Genomic DNA, 19,241 nt, shown 5'->3' with positions numbered 1-19,241 from the left:
GACCCACACCGACAGGGTCGTGAAGCCGAAGGGCCGCAGCATCAGCACCAGCGGCAGCTCCTTGACCGCGTCGATGAGCACCAGCGTCGCCGCCACCGCCACGCCGGGGCGGGCCAGCGGCAGGTGCACCTGCCGCAGCAGCCTGCCCGGGCCGGCGCCCAGGGTCATCGCGGAGGCGCTGACGCTGGGGGAGACGCGCGAGAAGCTCGCCTCGACCGCCTGGTACGCCGGCGCGGTGAACCGCACGACGTAGGCGACCAGGATGCCGAGCACCGAGCCGGTCGCCAGCAGGCCGGTGCCGCCCTCGACCCCGAGCGCGACCAGGGCGCGGTCGGCGCCCGCGAAGACGGCCAGCACGCCGATGCCGACCACGGCGCCGGGGACGGCGTACCCGAAGGTCGTGACCTGGGCGGCGCCGCGCACCAGCGCCCCGCCGCCCAGGCGCAGTGCGTGCGAGATGGTCAGCGAGACCACGACGCACACCACGGCGGCGATCGCGGCCACCACCAGCGAGCTGGTCAGGTTGTCGACGAAGCGCTCGTCGACGACCGCGCCGGCGTCGTCGCCCAGCGCCGAGACGGCCCAGGTGACCAGTCGCAGCACCGGCAGCGCGAAGGCCGCGCCGACCACGCTGAGTCCGGCGGCCGTGGCCGCGGCGGCGCGCCAGCCGGTGAGGCGGCGGCGTTCGAGGCCGCGCCCGCGCCCGCCCTTCTGGTGGTAGCGCGCCCGGCCGCGCAGCGCCCGCTCGGCGGCGAGCACGGCCACGGCGAAGACCAGCACCAGCACCGCCAGCGAGATGGCCGAGCCGACGTCGTAGGTGCCCTTCCAGGTCAGGTAGACCCCCACCGAGACGGTGCGCACGTTGAAGTACTGCACCGTCGCGAAGTCGGTGAGCACCTCCATCGTCACCAGCGCCAGGCCGGCGGCGAGCGAGGGCCGCGCCAGCGGCAGCAGCACGGTGCGGAACGCCCGGGCGCGCGAGGCGCCCAGCGTGCGCGCCGCGTCGTACGCCGTCGGCGCGAGCTCGAGGAACGCCGCGCGGGTCAGCAGGTAGACGTAGGGGTAGAGCGTGAGCACCAGCACGACGACCGCGCCGCCGAGCGAGCGGACCGGCAGCGCGCCCAGGTCGTCGCCGAGCACCGAGCGCAGCGCGCCCTGGACGGGCCCGGCGTAGTCGAAGGTGGAGAGGAAGACGAAGCCCAGGATGTAGGCGGGCATCGCCAGCGGCAGCACCAGCAGCCAGCTCAGCACCCAGCGCAGCGGGAACTCGTAGGCGGTGACCAGCCACGCCAGGCCGGTGCCGAGCGCGGCGGTGCCCACGGCGACCAGCACCAGCAGCGCGAGGGTGGTGGCCACCATCTCGGCGACCCCGCCGGGCATCCGCAGCCCGCCCTGGCCCACGGCGTAGGCGGCGACGGCCAGCACCGGGCTGGCCACCACCAGAGCGATCAGCAGGACCGCCAGCGACCAGCCGGGTCGCCCCGCGCCCCGGGCGGTGCTGCTCACGTCACCGGTACCCGGCCTCGTCGAGCAGCTCGACGGCCTCGGAGTTCAGCGAGCCGTAGGCGCGCGCGTCGACGGGCATCCGGTCGAACTCGCCGAAGGACGCCGCGAGCGGCTCGGGCTCGACCTCGGGGTTGACGGGCAGCTCGTGGTTGGCGTCGACGAAGGCGCTCTGCCCGTCGGTGGCCAGCCACTCGAGGAGCTGCTGGGCCTCCTCGGGGGCGTCGGTGCCCTCGACGAGGCCGGCGCCGGAGATGTTGACGTGGGTGCCGTCGCCCTCCTGGCTGGCCCAGTAGAGCTCGACGTCGAAGTCCGGGTCCTCCTCGAGCATCCGCGCGAGGTAGTAGTGGTTGCTGATGCCGACGTCGCAGCCGCCGGCGTCGATCGCCTCGAGCAGCTCGACGTCGTTGCTCATGATCTGCACGTCGTTGTCGACCCAGCCCTGCACGATGTCGAGGGCCTTCTCGCGCCCGTGCAGGTCGATCAGGCTGGCGACCAGGCTCTGGGTGTACGACGCCGTCTCGTCGCGCATGCAGACCCGCCCGGCCCACTGCGGGTCGCCGAGCGCGGCGTAGGTGTCGTTCGCGTCGAGGTCGGCCGGGTCGACGCTCTCGGGGTCGTAGACGACGGTGCGGGCGCGCATCGCCAGGCCGTACCACTGCCCGTCGGGGTCGCGCAGGTCCTGCGGCACCGCCTCGTCGAGCACGGTCGAGTCGACCGGCTGGAGGACGCCCTGCTCGGCGGCGTTCCAGAGCATCCCGGCGTCGACGGTCATGAAGATGTCGGCGGGGGTCGAGTCGCCCTCGGCCTTGAGCCGCTCGAGCAGCTCGGCGTCGTCACCGGAGAGGAACTCGACGCTGATGCCGGTCTCGTCGGTGAACTCGGCGAACGCCTCCTCGAGGTCGTAGTGCCGTGCCGTGTAGATCTGCAGGTCCGCGTCGTCGCCGCCACCCAGGGCCGAGCAGCCGGTGAGGGCGAGGACGGCCGAGGTGGCCACGGCGGTCAGGACGGGGCGGGCGCTGCGCTTCACGCGGGTTCTCCTGGAGCGGGGCGGGGGAAGGGCCGCGGACGGACGTGTCCGGGTGTTGGTGAGGCTAACCTTCCCACCCTGAGGGCGCCGATTCCAGGTCGGTGGGCGAGACCCTGCTCGAGCCCCGTCGTCCGGCCCCGGACGCACCGCGGGCGGGGGCGCCCTCCCGGACCGTGTGGGTCCGACGCCCCCGCCCGTGCGGGTCGTGCTGGTGTTGCGGGGTGGTGCAGCTCAGCCGGCCATCGAGGCCTCGACCTCGTGGGTCTCGCTCGCCTCGACGCCCTCGTCGACGGCCAGGTTGTTCGCCATCCCCCAGGCGACGGCCTGGGTGCGGCGCTCGACGTCGATCTTGCGGTAGGCCTGACGGATGTAGGTCTTGATCGAGTTGATGCTCAGGTTGAGCTTCTCGACGATCTCGCCGTTGGTCATGCCGGCGGTGATCAGGGTGAGGATCTCGAGCTCGCGCGGGGTCAGGCGGCTGCCGGCCGGGGCCTCGGGACGCAGCGGGGCCGGGGCCGGGGCCTCGACGACGGGCGCCTTCTCGGGGGCCGGGGCCTCGGGCACGCGGCGCCCGGAGACGAGGTCCTCGAGCGCGACCACGAGCTGTGCCGCGGTCAGCGTCTTCGGCAGGTACATGTTGGCCGGCGAGGCCGGCAGCTGGTCGCCGGTGGCCCAGCTGAAGACCACCGGGTGGGCCTCGGCCGAGCGCTGCAGGTCGCGCAGCATGGCGGCGCCGAAGGCGGACTGGCCCACGGGCTCGTAGAGCACCACGTCGAGGTCCTCGGGGTGCGCCAGCGCCTGGCGCATGTCCACCAGGCGCACCCGGTCGGCGTACGGCGTCAGCAGCGTCTGCAGGCCGGCGACGGCGAGGTCGTGGTCGTCGACCATGGTGACGGTCAGCGGGGCGGCGTTCTCGTGCGTCATTCTTCAACACCTCTGGGGTTCGGCTGTGACGGATGAGCTGTGTCTGTGTCTGTCTGGGGCGGCGCCGCGGCGTGCGCCGGACTGCCTACACCTCAGTCATGTCCGCCTGGTGCAGAGTTCAACCGTCTTCGGAGGTTATTTCACCCGTCGGGGTGGGCGGAGGTTTGAAGGCGGCGTGCAGGGGCACGGTGCCGCCTCAGGAGCTCGTGCCGTCCTCAGGGCCCTGCCGGGAGGCCTGGCGGCCGGTGCCGACCAGCGACCGGGCGGCGGTGACCGGGTCGCCCGCGAGCACCTCGGCACCCCACCTCTGGGCCGCCGCCTCGTCGGCGACCGCCCCGGCGAGGACCACCCGCGTGGCCCCCGCGAGCCGGCGCACGGCCTCCCGGTCGGCCTCGGTCACGTCGAAGGCGCCCGGGGCGGTGCCGGCCAGGACGAGCAGGTCGGGTGCCACGACCGCGACGGCGGCCTCGAGCGAGGCCACCGGCGTGCGCGGGCCCAGGAAGCGTGTGCGCCAGCCGGCCCGCAGGAGCACCACCTCGAACGCCTTGAGCGCGATGTCGTGCTGCTCGGTGGGCGGGCAGGCCAGCAGGGCCAGCGGGCCGCTGCGCGAGCCGGGCGCGATGGAGAGCGCGGCCAGGCGCGCCCTGACCAGGTCGCTGGCGAAGTGCTCGTCGGCGACGTCGAGCTCGCCCGCCGCCCAGCCGTCGCCCACGCCGGCGAGGAAGGGCAGCAGCACGTCCTTGATGGCCGTCTCGGCCGAGACCTCGGCGAGCACCCGGTCGAGCGCGGCGTGCATCGAGCTGACGTCGTAGGCCACCATCGCGGCCTGCAGCTCCTCGAGCGTGCCAGTCACGTCGAGGGCACCGCTGGTGGGGTAGCGGGGGCCCGGCGCGCCCGGCAGTCGGTGGTCGGACCGCTCGGCGGCCAGCACCTCCGCGGCCGCCTGCCCCGCCGGTACGCCGCGTCGCCGGGCGTCCTGCATGGCGCGGGCGCGGCGCTCGTCCTCGGGGCCGTAGAGGCGGTAGCCGGAGTCGCTACGGGTGGGGCTGAGCAGCCCGTAGCGCACCTCCCAGGCCCGCAGCAGCGTCTCGGAGACCCCGACGCGCGAGGCCAGCACGCCGATGCGCCAGCGTTGAGCGGGTCGGGAGGCCATGGTGTGCGGGAGTTTAGACGAACCCTGCACGGCGCTGCCGGGCGTCGGCGCCACCGTGGAGGCGTGGCGAGGGCTCAGACGGCCTCGGCCAGCGCGCCGCGCATCTGCGTGAGCACCCGCTGCAGCAGGCGCGAGACCTGGATCTGCGAGAGGCCGAGCCGCTGGGCGATCTCGCGCTGCGACAGCTCGTCGACGAAGCGCCAGCGCAGGATCTGCTGGTCGCGGTCGGCCAGCGAGGCGACGAGCGGTCGCACCAGCAGTCGTGCCTCGGCCTGCTCCTGGGAGCGGTCGGCGTCGTCGGCGACGTCGGGGGTCGGCCCCTCGCCCTCGCCCGCGCCGCCCGAGCTGCCCGAGCTGATCGGCTGGTCGAGGGAGAGCAGGCTGAAGCAGGTGCGGGCCGACAACGCCTCGCGCACCACCTCGACGGACTCCTCGACCTGCGTGGCCAGGCCCTCGAGCGTCGGTGTGTCGTAGCGGTCGAGGCTGGCGCCGGTGCGCACCAGCCGGGTGTGGGCGCGCTGCACGTCGCGGGGCGGGCGGATGGTCCAGCCGTGGTCGCGGAAGTGCCGGCGGATGTCTCCCTCGATGGTCGGCACGGCGTAGGCCAGCAGGTCGCGCGCGTGGGCCGCGTCGAAGCGGCGTACGGCCCGCACGAGCGCCAGGTAGGCGACCTGGGTGAGGTCCTCGACCGGGATGCCGCGCCGGGCGTAGCGGCGGGCCACCGCCTCGGCGACCCGCATGTTCACCCGCACGACCTCGTCGTGGTAGGCGCGGCGCTCGGCGTCGTCGTCGGTGGCGGCGGCGCGGGCCAGCAGGCTCGTGGTGGCCGCGGCGCGCTCGGCGTCGGAGGCGCGGAAGGTGGAGCGTCGCTCGGCGAGGGTGCTGGTCATGTCCTGCTGCCTTCCGTGTCCTGCTCGATGCCCTGCGGGTGTCCTGGCGAGATGTCCTGCGGGGGCGGTCTGCTGACCTGAACAGGAACCTACACAACCTTTGACAAACCTTCTACAGGGTCACCCCTCCGGGTCGGTGCGACATGATGCGCGGCGTGGAGAGCACCCGCCCGACGCCCGACGCCCGGCCTGCGCGCCGCTTCCGCACGCGGCGTACGCCGTTCGGCTCGTGGGTGCTCGGCACCGAGGCGCAGTCGCCGCGGCGGCTGCGGGTGCGCGTGCAGACCCTGCTGACCCTGTCGCTGACCCTGACCCACGGCATCGGTGCCGGGGTCGTGCTGCTGCTCTCGCTCTTCGTGGTCACCGCCCCGGCGCCGGAGGGCGCGACCTGGCTGGCCCTGACGATCTCGGTGCCGGTCTACGTCGGCGTCGCGCTCGTGGTCGGCACCGTGTGGGGCACCAGCGTCGCGCTGCGCGGCCTGCGGTGGGCCCTCGACGGCGCCGAGCCCACGCCGCTCGAACGGCGGCGGGTGCTGCGGGTGCCGCTGCGACTCACGGTGCTCGCCGGCGTGCTGTGGCTGGTCGCCGACGCCCTGTTCGTGGGGCTGTCGCTGTGGCTGCAGCCCGAGCGGGCGCTGAGCACCGGGCTGACCGTGGCCATCGGCGGCGTCGTGGCCTGTGCGGTGGCCTACCTGTTCTCCGAGTTCGCGCTGCGCCCGGTCGCCGCCCGGGCACTGGCCGGCGGCACCGCCCGCGAGTCCGCCGGCCGTCCCCGCGGCCTGGGCGTGGGCGGGCGGATGCTGATGTTCTGGCTGCTGGGCACCGCGGCCCCGGTCGTCGGGCTCTCGCTCGCGGCGCTGCTGGTGCTGGTCGGTGATTCCGTGAGCACCCGCCGGCTGGCCGTCGAGGTGCTGGTGCTCGGGGGAGTGGTGCTGGTGGTCGGGCTGCTGGTCACCGTGCTCAACGCCCGGTCGGTCGTGGCGCCGCTCGCCTCGGTGCGCCTCGCGCTGCTCGAGGTCGAGCGCGGCGACCTCGACCAGCGGGTCGCGGTCTACGACGCCACCGAGCTCGGCGAGCTGCAGGCCGGCTTCAACCGGATGGCCGAGGGCCTGCGCGAGCGCGAGCACCTGCGCGACGTCTTCGGGCGCCACGTCGGCCACGAGGTCGCCCGCGCCGCCAGCGGCGGCGAGGTGCGGCTGGGCGGGGAGACCCGCGAGGTCAGCGTGCTCTTCGTCGACCTCGTGGGCTCCACGACGATGGCGGCCGAGCGCGACCCGGCCGAGGTGGTCGCCGTGCTCAACGCGTTCTTCGAGGTGGTCGTCGACGAGGTCGACCGGGCCGGCGGGCTGGTCAACAAGTTCATGGGCGACGCGGTGCTCGCGGTCTTCGGCGCCCCCGTCGACCAGCCCGGCCACGCGGGCGCCGCACTGTCGGCCGCGCGCCGCATCGACGAGCGGCTGCGCGCCGAGCGTCCCGACGTGGCCGCCGGCATCGGCGTGTGCACCGGCCCGAGCGTGGCCGGCAACGTCGGCACCCGCAGCCGTCTCGAGTACACCGTCATCGGCGACGCGGTCAACGCCGCCGCCCGGCTCACCGAGCTCGCCAAGGCCGAGCGCCCACGGGTGCTCAGCACCCGCGAGACCGTGCTGGCCGCGCGGGCTGCCGGAGCCGACGACGAGGCGGAGCGGTGGGAGGACGCGGGGTCGACGGTGCTGCGCGGGCGCCCGTCGGCCACCGAGCTGGTGCGGCCGCGGCCCGACGGCAGCTGAGCAGCGGCTGCCGAGCGCCTGTGCGGGGCCTGTCTAGGGCCTGTCCGGGGCCTGTGAAGCCTGTCACGACGGGGGGTCGTGATTGCTGATCGGGCCTGCCGGGGCCGGACACTCGGAGTCGTGCACACCCCCCTGCCCGCCTCCGCCGCCCCCGTCGTCGCCGGCGCCGGCACGTCACGGGTGCTGTGGATCGACGTGGCCAAGGGCCTGTCCATCCTGCTGGTGGTGCTGCACCACGCGGTGGTCAAGAACCTCGAGATCGACGCCCCCGAGTCGCTGGCCGCGGTGGCGGCCGGCTGGGGCGCGGTGACCAGCGCCCTCAAGCCGGTGCGGATGCCGCTGTTCTTCGTGCTCAGCGGCTACGTGGCCGCCCGCGCCGTGCACCGGCCCTGGGCGCAGGTGCGCCGCCGCGCGCTGGCGCCGTACTACACCTACGTCGTGTGGCTGCTGCTGCTCGGCGCGTTCTTCTCGGTCGAGCGGCTGCTGCCGATGAACCGCACCCAGGACCTGGGCGAGCTCGCCGAGGACCTGGTCTGGGCCTCGACCGGCGTGTGGTTCCTCTACGCGCTGGCCCTCTACTTCATGCTCGCCAAGCTGCTGGCCGGGCTGCCCCCCGGCTGGGTGCTCGCCGGGGCCGCCCTGGTCTCCGCGCTCTCCTCCCAGCTGGGCATCGAGCAGTGGAACCGCTTCTCGGTGCTCTTCCACTTCACCTACTTCGCCCTGGGCGCGCTGGCGCCGCGGGTGGTGCGCCGCCTCGCCGAGGGCCCGAGCGCCAGGTGGGGCGGGGTGCTGCCGCTGACGGCGGCGTACGTCGCGCTCGCGGTGCTGCTGGCCCTCCTGCCCCTGTCGAGGAGCGTGCACCTGCTGGTGGCCAGCGTCGTCGGCGTGCCGCTGGGGCTGCGGGTCGCCGCGGTGCTCGCGCGCAGCGGGGCGCCGGCGCGGGTGCTGGGCTGGGTCGGTCGCCGCACGCTGCCGATCTACGTGCTGCACACCGTGGTGCTGGCGAGCATGCTGCACCTGCCGCCGCTGCTCGACCTCGAGCAGGGCTCGGTGGTGCGCGGCGTTCTGCACCCGGTGGCGCTGAGCACCGTCGCGGTGCTGGTGTCGCTGGCCGTTCACTGGGTGCTGCTGCGCCTGGGCGCGACCTGGTTGTTCACGATGCCCGGGCGGCCCGCGCGGGCGCGCCGTCAGGCCCCGCGCCGCTCCACCGAGGTGCGGGCGTCGAGCAGCGAGGGCCCGTACCAGGTCAGCAGCCGCCCGTCGACGAGCTCGCAGGGCGAGCGCAGGGCCTCGGGCCCGTCCGTGGCCGTGAACTCGTAGGGCTCGTCGGGCAGCAGCACGGCGTCGGCGCCGAGGGCGTCGATCTCCTCGACGTCGAGCGTCGGGTAGCGGCTCTCGGCGCCGTCGGCGGGCAGCGTCTGCCAGCCGAGCCGGCGGCACAGGTCGCTGGTGAAGGTCTCCGGTCCGACGACCATCCACGGGTCGCGCCAGATCGGTACCACCACGCGGCGGGTGATCTCGGGCAGCGGCCCGCGCCACAGCTCGCGGGCCCGCGCCAGCCAGTCGGGGCGCTCCCAGCCGATCCCGTCGAGGAGCCGCTCCATCGACGCCACGGCGCCGGGCACGGTCTCGATGTCGGTGACCCAGACCCGCACCCCCGCCTCGCGCAGCCGGCGCACGTCGAGCTCGCGGTTCTCCTCCTTGTTGGCCACCACCACGTCGGGCTCCAGCGCCCGCACCGCGGCCAGGTCGGGGTTCTTGGTGCCCCGCACCCGCGTGGTCTCCAGGTCGGTGGGCCGGATGCACCACTGCGTCGCGCCCACCACGGCCCCGCGGTCGACCGAGACCAGCGCCTCGGTCAGCGACGGCACCAGCGAGACCACCCGCCGTGCCGGGCGCGGGCCGTCGTACGTCGTCCCCAGGTCGTCCATCTCACCCATGTGCCCCACCTTCCTGACTCGTCCCAAATCTCACGCTGACCCGGCCCTAACTTCCCGCTGACCCGGCCCCAACTTCACCCTGACCCGGCCCCAATTTCACGCTGACCCGGCCCGAACTTCACCCTGACCCGGCCCGAACCGGCTGACTGCAGGTCCGGGCCGACTCGGCACGAAGCATGGGCCGGGTCAGCGGGAAGTATGGGCCGTCTCGGCGCGAAGTATGGGCCGGGTCAGCGGGGTGTGGGGCGGGTCAGACGTTGCGGCGGTAGGCCCCGCCGACCTCGAAGAAGGCCTCGGTGACCTGGCCCAGCGAGCAGACGCGGGCGGCGTCCATGAGGACCGCGAAGACGTTCTCGCCGGAGGTGGCCGCGGCCTTGAGGCGGGCCAGGGCCTCGGCGGCCTCGTCCTCGTGGGCGCGCTGGAACTCGTGCACCCGGCGCAGCTGCGACTCCTTCTCCTCGTCGGTGGCGCGGGCCAGCTCGACGTGCTGGGGAGTGGCGTCGTCCTCCACCTCCTTGAGGAAGGTGTTGACGCCGACGATCGGCAGCGAGCCGTCGTGCTTGCGGTGCTCGTAGAGCATCGACTCGTCCTGGATGCGACCGCGCTGGTAGCCGGTCTCCATCGCGCCGAGCACGCCGCCGCGCTCGTTGATCCGGTCGAACTCGGCCAGCACGGCCTCCTCGACGAGGTCGGTGAGCTGGTCGATGATGAACGAGCCCTGCAGCGGGTTCTCGTTCATCGCCAGGCCCCACTCGCGGTTGATGATCAGCTGGATGGCCAGCGCGCGGCGCACCGACTCCTCGCCCGGCGTCGTGACCGCCTCGTCGTAGGCGTTGGTGTGCAGCGAGTTGGCGTTGTCGTAGATCGCGATCAGCGCCTGCAGCGTGGTGCGGATGTCGTTGAAGTCCATCTCCTGCGCGTGCAGGGAGCGCCCGGAGGTCTGCACGTGGTACTTCAGCTTCTGCGAGCGCTCGCTGGCGCCGTACTTGTCACGCATCGCCACCGCCCAGATCCGGCGCGCGACGCGGCCGATCACGGAGTACTCCGGGTCCATGCCGTTGGAGAAGAAGAACGACAGGTTGGGCGCGAAGTCGTCGATGTCCATGCCGCGCGCCAGGTAGGCCTCGACGTAGGTGAAGCCGTTGGCCAGGGTGAAGGCGAGCTGGCTGATGGGGTTCGCCCCGGCCTCGGCGATGTGGTAGCCGGAGATGGAGACCGAGTAGAAGTTGCGCACCTGCTTCTCGATGAACCACTCCTGGATGTCGGCCATCATCCGCAGCGAGAACTCGGTGGAGAACAGGCAGGTGTTCTGGCCCTGGTCCTCCTTGAGGATGTCGGCCTGCACCGTGCCGCGCACGCTGGCCACCGCGTGGGCGGCCAGCATCGCGGTCTCGTCGGCGTCGGGCTCGCGGCCCTCGCGCTCGCGGAAGGAGTCGACCTGCTGGTCGATGACGGTGTTGAGGAAGAAGGCCAGCACCGTGGGCGCGGGGCCGTTGATCGTCATCGAGACCGAGGTGGTCGGCGCGACCAGGTCGAAGCCGTCGTAGAGCACCTTCATGTCGTCGAGGGTGGCCACGGAGACGCCGGAGGTGCCGACCTTGCCGTAGATGTCGGGGCGCTCGTCGGGGTCGCGGCCGTAGAGGGTCACGGAGTCGAACGCGGTCGAGAGCCGCTTGGCCTCGCCGTCGGCCGAGAGGATCTTGAAGCGGCGGTTGGTGCGTGCGGGGTCGCCCTCGCCGGCGAACATCCGCGCCGGATCCTCGCCGTCGCGCTTGAACTTGAAGACGCCGGCGGTGAAGGGGAAGAGCCCGGGCAGGTTCTCGCGGCGCCAGAAGCGCACCAGCTCACCCGCGTCGTCGTACGACGGCAGCGCGACCCGGGGGATCTTGTTGCCGCTGAGCGACTCGCGGGTCAGGGTGGTGTGGATCTCCTTGTCGCGCACCACCACGACCTGCTCGTCGCCGGAGTAGGACTCCACCACCGAGGGCCACGCCTCGAGCTGCTCGGCGACCTCGGGGTCGAGCTGGCGCCGGGCCTTCTCGAGCAGGGCCGGCACGTCGCCGGCGTCGTGGTCCTCGAGCTCGGCGGTGACGGCCTCGAGGCGCTGGACCCGGCGCGCCGCCTCGGCGAGCTGCTCGGTGCGCTGGTGGTAGCTGCGCACGGTCTCGGTGATCTCGGCCAGGTAGCGCACCCGGTCCTGGGGCACCACGGCGCGGATGCCGGAGGAGTGCTTGACCTCGACGGGGGCCAGGGTGCCCTCCTCGGCGGGCAGGCCCTTCTCGACCAGGACGCCGCGCAGGTGCTGGTAGAGCGCGGTGACGCCGTCGTCGTTGAAGGTGGCGGCGCTGGTGCCGAAGACCGGCATCTGGTCGGGCTGCTGGCCGAACGCCTCGCGGTTGCGCACCAGCTGGCGGCCCACGTCGCGCAGCGCGTCCTTGGCGCCGCGGCGCTCGAACTTGTTGATGGCCACGGTGTCGGCGAAGTCGAGCATGTCGATCTTCTCGAGCTGGCTGGCGGCGCCGAACTCGGGCGTCATCACGTACATCGCGGTGTCGACGAACGGCACGATCGCCGCGTCGCCCTGGCCGATGCCGGGGGTCTCGACGATGACCAGGTCGAAGCCGGCGGCCTTGGCGACGTCGATGACGTGCGGCAGGTGGTCGGGCAGCTCGTGGGCGCCGCGGGTGGCCAGGGAGCGGAAGAACACGCGGTCGCCGTCGAGGCTGTTCATCCGGATCCGGTCGCCGAGCAGCGCCCCGCCACCCTTGCGTCGGGTCGGGTCGACGGCGATCACGGCCACGCGCAGCTTGTCCTGCTGGTCGACGCGGAAGCGGCGCACCAGCTCGTCGGTGAGCGAGGACTTGCCCGACCCGCCGGTGCCGGTGATGCCGAGCACCGGGGCGTGGCTGCGCGCGGCGGCCTCCCGGATCGTGTCGAGCTCGCCGCCCAGGCGGCCCAGCTCGGCGCCGGTGATGGCGCGGGCCACCGCGAACCGGTCGCCGCTGAGCACCTGCTCGGCGGTGACCGAGCCGGCCTCCCACAGGTCGTGGTCGCAGTCGGCGACCACGCTGTTGATCATCCCGACCAGGCCCATCCGCTGCCCGTCCTCGGGGGAGAAGATGGTGACCCCGGAGTCGCGCAGGCGCTGGATCTCGTCGCGGACGATGACGCCACCACCACCGCCCACGACCTTGACGTGCCCGGCGCCGCGCTCGCGCAGCGACTCCACGAGGTACTCGAAGTACTCGATGTGCCCGCCCTGGTACGACGACACGGCGACGCCCTGCACGTCCTCCTCGAGCGCGGCGTCGACGACCTCGGCCACGGAGCGGTTGTGCCCGAGGTGGATCACCTCGCAGCCCTGGCTCTGGAAGATCCGCCGCATGATGTTGATCGAGGCGTCGTGGCCGTCGAAGAGGCTCGAGGCCGTGACGAGGCGGACGGGGTGGGTGGGCTGGTGCAGGTCGCTCATGCGGGCTCGCTCCGGGGAAGATAGTTGGACGTCCAACTATCTCAGCATAAGTGATGCCCGTCGCACCCGGAACCCCTACGTGCCGGTAGTCGGGTGGTCTGAGAGGCAGGGGTGGCTCAGTCGACCCGGTCGCCCGCGCTGGCGCGCAGCTCGCCCAGCAGCCGGGTCAGCTCGGCCGTCGACTCCGCGCCGATGCCGGGGGCGCCGAAGACGTCGGTGTTGAGCCCCTCGGTCGCGCGCTCGACGACCTCGCGCCCCGCGTCGGTGATCTCCGCCAGCACCACGCGGCGGTCGCCGTCGCCGCGCACGCGGCGTACGAAGCCCTGCTTCTCGAGGCGGTCGACCGCGCTGGTGACCGAGGTGGGGTGCACCTGCAGCAGCGAGCCCAGGCGCATCATCGGCAGCCGCCCGGCCGAGGAGAAGGACAGCAGCCGCAGCACCTCGTAGCGCGCGAAGGTCAGGTCGAGCGGGCGCAGCACCGCCTCGATCCGCCCGCTCAGCAGCTGCTGGACCCGCACCACCGACGTCACCAGCGCCATCCCGTCGGCGGCGTCGGCCCAGCCGTGGGCCACCCACTGTCGGTGGGCCTCGCGGATCGGGTCGCGCTCGCTCATGGGGTCGCAGTCTGGCAGGAGCTCCCCAGCCACCACAGAACTAGAACGTGTTCTCGCGCTCGGCGTACGATGCCGGCATGACCGCGCCTCCCGACGTGCTGGCCCCCGCGACCCTCGGCCCGGTGCGGCTGCGCAACCGCACCGTCAAGGCGGCGACGTTCGAGGGCCGCACCCCCGACGGCCAGGTCACCGACGCGCTCGTCGACTACCACCTCGAGGTGGCGCGCGGCGGGATCGGGATGACCACGGTCGCCTACCTCGCGGTCGCGCCCGAGGGCCGCACCCACCGCGAGCAGGTCGTCGTCGGGCCGGCCACCGAGGCCGGGCTGGCCCGCCTCGCCGAGGCTGTCCACGACGCCGGCGCCGCCGTCGCCGGCCAGGTCGGTCACGCCGGCCCGGTCGCCAACGGCCGCTCCAACGGGGCGCGCGCGATCGCGGCCAGCCGGATGCCCAGCCCGCTGTCGATGCAGATGGTCGCGGCGGCCACCGAGGCCGACCTGGCCCGCGTCACCGGGGCGTACGCCGCGACCGCGCGCACGCTGGTGCGCGCCGGCTTCGACTGCCTCGAGCTGCACATGGCGCACTCCTACCTGGTCTCCTCGTTCCTGGCCCCGGGGCTGAACCGCCGCACCGACCGCTGGGGCGGCTCGCTGGAGAACCGCGCCCGCCTGGCGCGCCAGGTCGCGCGGGCGGTGCGCGAGGAGGTCGGCGACGCGGTCGCGGTGACCGCCAAGCTCTCGCTCTCCGACGGCTTCCGCGGCGGCGTGACCACCGACGAGGCGGTCGAGGTGGCGCAGCTGCTCGAGGCCGACGGCTGCCTCGACGCGCTGCAGCTCTCGGGTGGCTCGTCGCTGATGAACCCGATGTACCTCTTCCGCGGCGACGTGCCGCACCGTGAGTTCGCGGCGGCGATGGGCGGCCTGGTCGGCTGGGGGATGCGCACCCCGGTGGGCCGCTCGTTCCTGAAGTCCTACCCCTTCGAGGAGGCCTACTTCCGCGACCGGGCGCTGCGAGTGCGCCAGGCCGTCGACCTGCCGCTGATGCTCCTCGGCGGCATCAACCGGCTCGAGACGATGGAGCAGGCGATGGCCGACGGGTTCGAGTACGTCGCCCTGGCCCGCGCGGTGCTGCGCGAGCCGGACCTGGTCGACCGGCTGTCCCGCGAGCGCGCGGCCGGGCGCAGTGGCGAGGGCGCCTGTATCCACTGCAACCTGTGCATGCCCACCATCTACGCCGGCACGCACTGCCCGGTGCGCGACGCCGCCGGTACCCCAGTGCCGGGAGGGCGCGAAACCCTTCCGCAGATCTAGAACGTGTTCTAGATTGCGAGCATGACACAGGTCGTCCCCGAGAAGCCCCTGCGCGTCGTCGTCTGGTCCACCGGCACCATCGGTCGCCACGCGATCGCCGGCATCGACGCCCACCCCGACCTCGAGCTGGTGGGGGTCTGGGTCTCCAACCCCGACAAGCACGGCCGCGACGCCGGCGAGCTGGCCGGCCTCGGTCGCGAGCTGGGCGTGCCGGCCAGCACCGACCGCGAGGAGCTGATGGCGCTCGCGCCCGACGCCGTCGTGCACGCCGCGATGACCGACGACCGGCCCTTCGAGGCCATCGAGGACCTGCTCTGGATGCTCGAGCAGGGCGTCGACGTGGTCTCCTCCGGGCCGGTGCTGCTGCAGTGGCCCGCCGAGATCCTGCCGCCCGACATGATCGAGCGGATCGCCGAGGCCGGGCGCCGCGGCGACGCCAGCCTCTACGTCAACGGCATCGACCCCGGCTTCGCCAACGACGTCCTGCCGCTGGTGCTGAGCAGCCTCTCGCAGCGCATCGACCTGGTGCGGGTCAGCGAGATCGCCGACTACTCCACCTACTACCAGCCCGTGGTGATGGGCGACCTCTTCGGCTTCGGCCGTCCGATGGAGGAGGTGGGGATGCTGTGGCAGCCCGGCATCCTCTCGATGGCCTGGGGCAGCGTGGTGCGCCAGATCGCCGCCGGCCTCGACGTCACCCTCGACGAGCCGCTGACCGAGGAGGTCGACCGGCGCGCCGCCGAGGTCGACACGCCCAGCGTCAGCGGCGACATCGCCGCCGGCACCATGGGTGCGGTCCGCTTCCGGGTGGTCGGCAAGGTCGACGGCGTCGAGCGGGTCGTGCTCGAGCACGTCACCCGCACCGCCCCCGATCAGGTGCCCGAGTGGCCGACCCCGCCCGAGGACGACGGCTGCTACCGCGTCGAGATCCTCGGCGAGCCGGTGCTGAAGCTCGACCTGACCCACCACGGCGAGCACGGCGACCACAACGTGTCGGGGATGATCACCACCGCCCAGCGCCTGGTGAACTCGCTGCCCGCCGTCTGCGCCGCCGCTCCGGGCCTGGTCACCGCCCTCGACCTGCCGCTGGTCACCGGGCGCGGGCTGGTGGCGCGCTGATGGGCATCCTCGAGCGCTTCACCCTCACCGACCACGTCGCCGTGGTCACCGGCGCCGGGCGCGGGATCGGCGCCGCCACCGCCGTCGCCCTCGCCGAGGCCGGCGCCGACGTGCTGCTCTCCGCGCGCACCGCCTCGCAGCTCGACCGGGTCGCCGAGGCGGTGCGGGCCACCGGCCGGCAGGCCCTCGTGGTGCCCGCGGACCTCTCCGACACCGAGGCGGTCGCCGCGCTCGCGGAGGCGGCGTACGACGGGTTCGGGCGGCTCGACACGGTCGTCAACAACGTCGGCGGCACGATCCCCAACGCCTTCCTCGAGACCGACGTGGCCTACCTGGAGGAGGCGTTCCACTTCAACGTCTCGACCGCCCACGCGCTCAGCGTGGCCGCGGTGCCGCTGATGCTGAAGGGCCCCGACGACGCGCAGCGCTCGATCGTCAACATCTCCTCGATGATGGGCCGCGCCTCCGGGCGCGGCTACCTGGCCTACGGCACCGCCAAGGCGGCGCTGGCGCACTGGGCCCGCCTGGCCGCCACGGACCTGGCGCCGCGCATCCGCGTCAACGGCATCTACGTCGGCTCGGTGATGACCAGCGCGCTCGAGTTCGTCGCCGGCCAGCCCGAGATGATGGACCAGCTCGAGACCAAGACGCCGCTGGGCCGCGTCGGGGAGGCCGAGGACATCGCGGCCGCGGTGCTCTACCTGGCCTCGCGCGCCGGCCAGTACGTCACGGGCAAGGTGCTCGAGGTCGACGGCGGCATCCAGCAGCCGAACCTCGACCTCGGCCTGCCGGACCTCGGGTGAGCCGTCCGGCGAGCGGGGCCTAGGGTCGGTCGGGTGACCGCGTCAACCAGTTCTCCCCAGCCCGATCAGCCCGGCCAGGCCGGCCGGCCCGGCCGGCCGCCCCGCGGCGGCACGCCCACGGCGTACGCCGTCTCGCCCGACTCCGGCGAGCACTGGACCGTCGAGGGTGCCTGGGAGGTCGCGCCCGGCATCCACCGGATCCCGCTGCCGCTGCCGATGGACGGCCTGAAGGCGATCAACGTCTACACGATCGAGACCGACGACGGGCTGACCCTGGTCGACGGGGGCTGGGCGATCCCCGAGGCGCGCGAGCTGCTCGACCGCTGCCTGAAGGGGATCGGGGCCGGCTTCGGCGACATCAAGCGGTTCCTGGTCACCCACGTGCACCGCGACCACTTCACGATGGCCACCGTGCTGGGCCGCGAGCTCGGCATCGACGTGGCGCTGGGGGCCGACGAGAAGCCGGCGCTCGACCTGCTCAACAACGCCGGCGACCTCACCGAGAACCCGTTCGTGGCCGTGCTGCGCTCGGCCGGCGCCCACGACCTCGCCGAGGTGTGGCTCGGTGTCGGCGAGGACGATCCCGACCTGGTGCAGTGGCAGTACCCGACCACGTGGCTCGACGGCGACCAGCGCATCGCGGTCGGCGACCGGGTGCTCGACGCCGTGCACACGCCCGGCCACACGCCCGGGCACTACGTCTTCGCCGAGGCCGACGCGGGGCTGCTCTTCGCCGGCGACCACGTGCTGCCGACGATCACCCCCTCGATCGGCTTCACGGTGCCGCCGATGGACCAGCCGCTGGGCCACTTCATGGCCTCGCTGACCCGGGTGCGCGCGCTCCCCGACCTGCGGGTGCTGCCCGCCCACGGCCCGGTCTCGCCGTCGACCCACGCCCGCGTCGACGAGCTGCTGGCCTTCCACGAGGACCGGCTCGACCAGAGCCTCGCCGCGCTGTCGGGCGGCCCCCTGACCAGCCACGACGTCGCCGGCCACCTCGGCTGGACCCGCCACGAGAAGGCCTACGACAGCCTCGACGTCTTCAGCCAGGGGATGGCCGCCATGGAGACCAAGGCCCACCTCGAGCTGCTGCACGCCCGCGGCCGGGTCACCCGCGAGGAGACCGCCGAGGGCGTCCGCTTCACCGCCACCTGACCCAGCGAGCGGCCTCGTTGGTCGAGCAGTGACGAGCGCCAGCGAGGAGCGTCGCCGAGACCCGGCGACGTGCCCGGTCGCCGTACGCCGGGTGGTTGCGGGGTCTCGGCGTCGCTCGAGCCTTCGGCCCTCGCTGCTCGACCAACGGCGGTGCCCCGGCGGCGGGCTACGCGCCGTGGTGGAGGCGCATCGGCACGTGCGGGATGCCGTCCTCGAGGAACTCCGCGCCGTCGGGGGTGAAGCCGAAGGTGGCGTACCAGCCGGTGAGCGGCGACTGGGCGTCGAGCACGACGTCACGGTCGGGACAGACGTCGAGGGCGGTGCGCACCAGCTGGTCGGCGAGACCGCGGCCGCGGGCAGCGGGGGCCAGCAGCACCCGCCCGATCCGCCAGGTCGTGGCGTCGTCGAGCACCCGCGCGTAGCCGACCAGCTCGCCGTCGTCGGTGAGCAGCACGTGGCGGGTGCCGGGCTCGGGGTCGCGGCCGTCGAGGTCGGGGTAGGCGCACTCCTGCTCGACCACGAAGACCTGCTGGCGCAGCCGCCACACGTCGTACGCCGCCAGCGCGTCGAGGGCGGCGAAGGGCTGGGCGCTGATGGCGAAGGTCATCGCAGGTGCTCCAGGGTCGTGGTCCAGGCGCGGGCAGCCTCGGGGATGCCCGGCAGCAGCGGGTAGACGTGGATGGCGCCGGGCTCCTCGACGTAGGTCAGGTCCCACCCGGCCTCCGCGGCGCGGGTGGCGAGCCGCCGACAGGCCGGCACCAGCAGGTCGCGGGTGCCGCACAGCATCAACGTCGGCGGCAGGTCGCCCAGGTCCCCTAGCGCGGGGGAGACCTCGGTGCGGGCCAGGTCCGGGTGGTCGTCGGGGGCGTCGTCGGGCAGTCCGGCCCACCACCGCGCGTAGAGCCGCAGCGACGAGCTGTGCAGCCACGGGTCGCGCCGGTCGAACCACGCCGTGGCCGGGCTCGAGGTGGTCAGGTCGACCCATGGCGAGACGAGCAGCAGCCGCTCGGGGCGCACCTGGCCACGCTCGCGCAGCGCCTGCGCGAGCGCCAGGGCGAGCCCGCCGCCGGCCGAGTCGCCGCCGAGCAGCAGCCCGCCGAGCCCCGGCCCGTTGGCCCACCTCGTCGCCAGCTCGACGAGCGGCTCGAGGGAGTCGCGCCAGGTGTGCTCGGGGGCCAGCGGGTAGTCCGGCAGCAGCACGCGTACGCCGAGCGCGTCGGCCAGGCGGGCGGCGTACCGGACGTGCACGGGGTCGAGCGGCGAGACGAACCCGCCCCCGTGCAGCCAGACCAGGGTGCGGGCCGGGGAGGTGCCGCGCCGGGTCAGCACGTGCACAGGGAAGCCCGCGGAGTCGTCGACCTCGTGCTCGTAGCGCAGCCCGAAGGCCGGGACCGTCCGGGTCGGCAGCCGCCGGTCGAGGCCGGCGTGGCAGGACTCGACCGAGGCGCGCTCGGCGGCGGGGTCGGTCACCGCGCCGGCGCCGCGCAGGCGCGGCACGACGAGGGCCAGCAGGTCGTGGCGCAGGCTCGGCATGCCGCCATCCCACCATGCGCCCGGCC

At 73.7% G+C, this 19,241-nt stretch carries 15 protein-coding genes and 1 pseudogene; 6 read left to right on the top strand and 10 right to left on the bottom strand.

All coding sequences use genetic code 11. The features are described from left to right. The 5 genes from QWJ41_RS14640 to QWJ41_RS14620 all read right to left on the bottom strand — a co-directional run. A partial coding sequence (locus QWJ41_RS14640) for an ABC transporter permease (protein ID WP_302709143.1) occupies positions 1 to 1,506 on the bottom strand: 1,506 nt, incomplete at its 3' end. Between the two features lies 1 nt (position 1,507). Continuing rightward, positions 1,508 to 2,533, bottom strand: a complete 1,026-nt coding sequence (locus tag QWJ41_RS14635; protein ID WP_302709142.1) for an extracellular solute-binding protein — start codon at positions 2,531 to 2,533, stop codon at positions 1,508 to 1,510. 231 nt (positions 2,534 to 2,764) lie between these two features. After that, on the bottom strand, positions 2,765 to 3,457 hold the full coding sequence (locus QWJ41_RS14630) for a response regulator transcription factor (RefSeq protein WP_302709141.1): 693 nt from the start codon (positions 3,455 to 3,457) through the stop codon (positions 2,765 to 2,767). 196 nt (positions 3,458 to 3,653) lie between these two features. After that, positions 3,654 to 4,610: a MerR family transcriptional regulator gene (locus QWJ41_RS14625; RefSeq protein ID WP_302709140.1), complete on the bottom strand. Its 957-nt coding sequence runs from the start codon at positions 4,608 to 4,610 to the stop codon at positions 3,654 to 3,656. A 74-nt stretch (positions 4,611 to 4,684) separates the two neighbouring features. After that, positions 4,685 to 5,500, bottom strand: a complete 816-nt coding sequence (locus tag QWJ41_RS14620; RefSeq protein ID WP_302709139.1) for a sigma-70 family RNA polymerase sigma factor — start codon at positions 5,498 to 5,500, stop codon at positions 4,685 to 4,687. Positions 5,501 to 5,655: 155 nt separating this feature from the next. Here QWJ41_RS14620 and QWJ41_RS14615 point away from each other — a divergent pair, with 155 nt between their 5' ends. Further along, the gene (locus QWJ41_RS14615) at positions 5,656 to 7,269 is read left to right on the top strand and encodes an adenylate/guanylate cyclase domain-containing protein (RefSeq protein ID WP_302709138.1); all 1,614 of its coding nucleotides are present in this window, start codon (positions 5,656 to 5,658) and stop codon (positions 7,267 to 7,269) included. A 78-nt stretch (positions 7,270 to 7,347) separates the two neighbouring features. Continuing rightward, a pseudogene (locus QWJ41_RS14610) lies at positions 7,348 to 8,382 on the top strand (acyltransferase family protein); the annotation flags it as partial. Positions 8,383 to 8,456: 74 nt separating this feature from the next. Here the strand turns inward: QWJ41_RS14610 and QWJ41_RS14605 are convergent. From QWJ41_RS14605 to QWJ41_RS14595, 3 genes are all read right to left on the bottom strand, one after another. Then, positions 8,457 to 9,209, bottom strand: a complete 753-nt coding sequence (locus tag QWJ41_RS14605) for a helical backbone metal receptor (protein ID WP_302709137.1) — start codon at positions 9,207 to 9,209, stop codon at positions 8,457 to 8,459. A gap of 250 nt (positions 9,210 to 9,459) precedes the next feature. Further along, a complete protein-coding gene (icmF, locus tag QWJ41_RS14600) occupies positions 9,460 to 12,681 on the bottom strand; it encodes a fused isobutyryl-CoA mutase/GTPase IcmF (RefSeq protein WP_302709136.1) in 3,222 nt (1,073 codons plus the stop codon). Between the two features lie 116 nt (positions 12,682 to 12,797). Further along, positions 12,798 to 13,295 carry a MarR family winged helix-turn-helix transcriptional regulator gene (locus QWJ41_RS14595; protein WP_302709135.1) on the bottom strand — a complete coding sequence of 166 codons (498 nt, stop codon included), beginning with the start codon at positions 13,293 to 13,295 and terminating at the stop codon, positions 12,798 to 12,800. Positions 13,296 to 13,372: 77 nt separating this feature from the next. Here QWJ41_RS14595 and QWJ41_RS14590 point away from each other — a divergent pair, with 77 nt between their 5' ends. The 4 genes from QWJ41_RS14590 to QWJ41_RS14575 are packed head-to-tail and all read left to right on the top strand — an operon-like array spanning position 13,373 to position 17,682. After that, complete coding sequence (locus QWJ41_RS14590) at positions 13,373 to 14,605, top strand: oxidoreductase (protein ID WP_302709134.1); 1,233 nt, start codon at positions 13,373 to 13,375, stop codon at positions 14,603 to 14,605. 21 nt (positions 14,606 to 14,626) lie between these two features. Beyond that, positions 14,627 to 15,724: an NAD(P)H-dependent amine dehydrogenase family protein gene (locus tag QWJ41_RS14585; protein WP_302709133.1), complete on the top strand. Its 1,098-nt coding sequence runs from the start codon at positions 14,627 to 14,629 to the stop codon at positions 15,722 to 15,724. After that, a complete protein-coding gene (locus tag QWJ41_RS14580) occupies positions 15,724 to 16,527 on the top strand; it encodes an SDR family oxidoreductase (protein ID WP_302709132.1) in 804 nt (267 codons plus the stop codon). Before QWJ41_RS14585 ends, QWJ41_RS14580 begins: the two co-directional genes overlap by 1 nt. 33 nt (positions 16,528 to 16,560) lie before the next feature. Beyond that, positions 16,561 to 17,682: an MBL fold metallo-hydrolase gene (locus tag QWJ41_RS14575; protein WP_302709131.1), complete on the top strand. Its 1,122-nt coding sequence runs from the start codon at positions 16,561 to 16,563 to the stop codon at positions 17,680 to 17,682. 166 nt (positions 17,683 to 17,848) lie between these two features. On the opposite strand, the gene QWJ41_RS14570 is transcribed toward QWJ41_RS14575, so the two are convergent. Together QWJ41_RS14570 and QWJ41_RS14565 are read right to left on the bottom strand one after the other, a co-directional pair. Continuing rightward, positions 17,849 to 18,289: a GNAT family N-acetyltransferase gene (locus QWJ41_RS14570; RefSeq protein ID WP_302709130.1), complete on the bottom strand. Its 441-nt coding sequence runs from the start codon at positions 18,287 to 18,289 to the stop codon at positions 17,849 to 17,851. Next, positions 18,286 to 19,215: an alpha/beta hydrolase gene (locus tag QWJ41_RS14565; protein ID WP_302709129.1), complete on the bottom strand. Its 930-nt coding sequence runs from the start codon at positions 19,213 to 19,215 to the stop codon at positions 18,286 to 18,288. Before QWJ41_RS14565 ends, QWJ41_RS14570 begins: the two co-directional genes overlap by 4 nt. Between the last annotated feature and the right edge of the window lie 26 nt (positions 19,216 to 19,241).

The organism is Nocardioides cremeus (assembly GCF_030518195.1).
Lineage (GTDB): Bacteria > Actinomycetota > Actinomycetes > Propionibacteriales > Nocardioidaceae > Nocardioides > Nocardioides cremeus.
The sequence above is the reverse complement of the archived record's forward strand: the minus strand, read 5'-3'. Positions and strand labels throughout refer to the sequence as shown.

What these genes read in the sequence shown, in the direction of transcription:
- QWJ41_RS14590 (WP_302709134.1), top strand. Translation starts at nt 13,373, where the DNA reads ATGACCGCGCCTCCCGACGTGCTGGCCCCCGCGACCCTCGGCCCGGTG.
- QWJ41_RS14580 (WP_302709132.1), top strand. Translation starts at nt 15,724, where the DNA reads ATGGGCATCCTCGAGCGCTTCACCCTCACCGACCACGTCGCCGTGGTC.
- QWJ41_RS14630 (WP_302709141.1), bottom strand. Translation starts at nt 3,457, where the DNA reads ATGACGCACGAGAACGCCGCCCCGCTGACCGTCACCATGGTCGACGAC.
- QWJ41_RS14605 (WP_302709137.1), bottom strand. Translation starts at nt 9,209, where the DNA reads ATGGGTGAGATGGACGACCTGGGGACGACGTACGACGGCCCGCGCCCG.
- icmF (WP_302709136.1), bottom strand. Translation starts at nt 12,681, where the DNA reads ATGAGCGACCTGCACCAGCCCACCCACCCCGTCCGCCTCGTCACGGCC.
- QWJ41_RS14595 (WP_302709135.1), bottom strand. Translation starts at nt 13,295, where the DNA reads ATGAGCGAGCGCGACCCGATCCGCGAGGCCCACCGACAGTGGGTGGCC.
- QWJ41_RS14570 (WP_302709130.1), bottom strand. Translation starts at nt 18,289, where the DNA reads ATGACCTTCGCCATCAGCGCCCAGCCCTTCGCCGCCCTCGACGCGCTG.
- QWJ41_RS14625 (WP_302709140.1), bottom strand. Translation starts at nt 4,610, where the DNA reads ATGGCCTCCCGACCCGCTCAACGCTGGCGCATCGGCGTGCTGGCCTCG.
- QWJ41_RS14565 (WP_302709129.1), bottom strand. Translation starts at nt 19,215, where the DNA reads ATGCCGAGCCTGCGCCACGACCTGCTGGCCCTCGTCGTGCCGCGCCTG.
- QWJ41_RS14620 (WP_302709139.1), bottom strand. Translation starts at nt 5,500, where the DNA reads ATGACCAGCACCCTCGCCGAGCGACGCTCCACCTTCCGCGCCTCCGAC.
- QWJ41_RS14585 (WP_302709133.1), top strand. Translation starts at nt 14,627, where the DNA reads ATGACACAGGTCGTCCCCGAGAAGCCCCTGCGCGTCGTCGTCTGGTCC.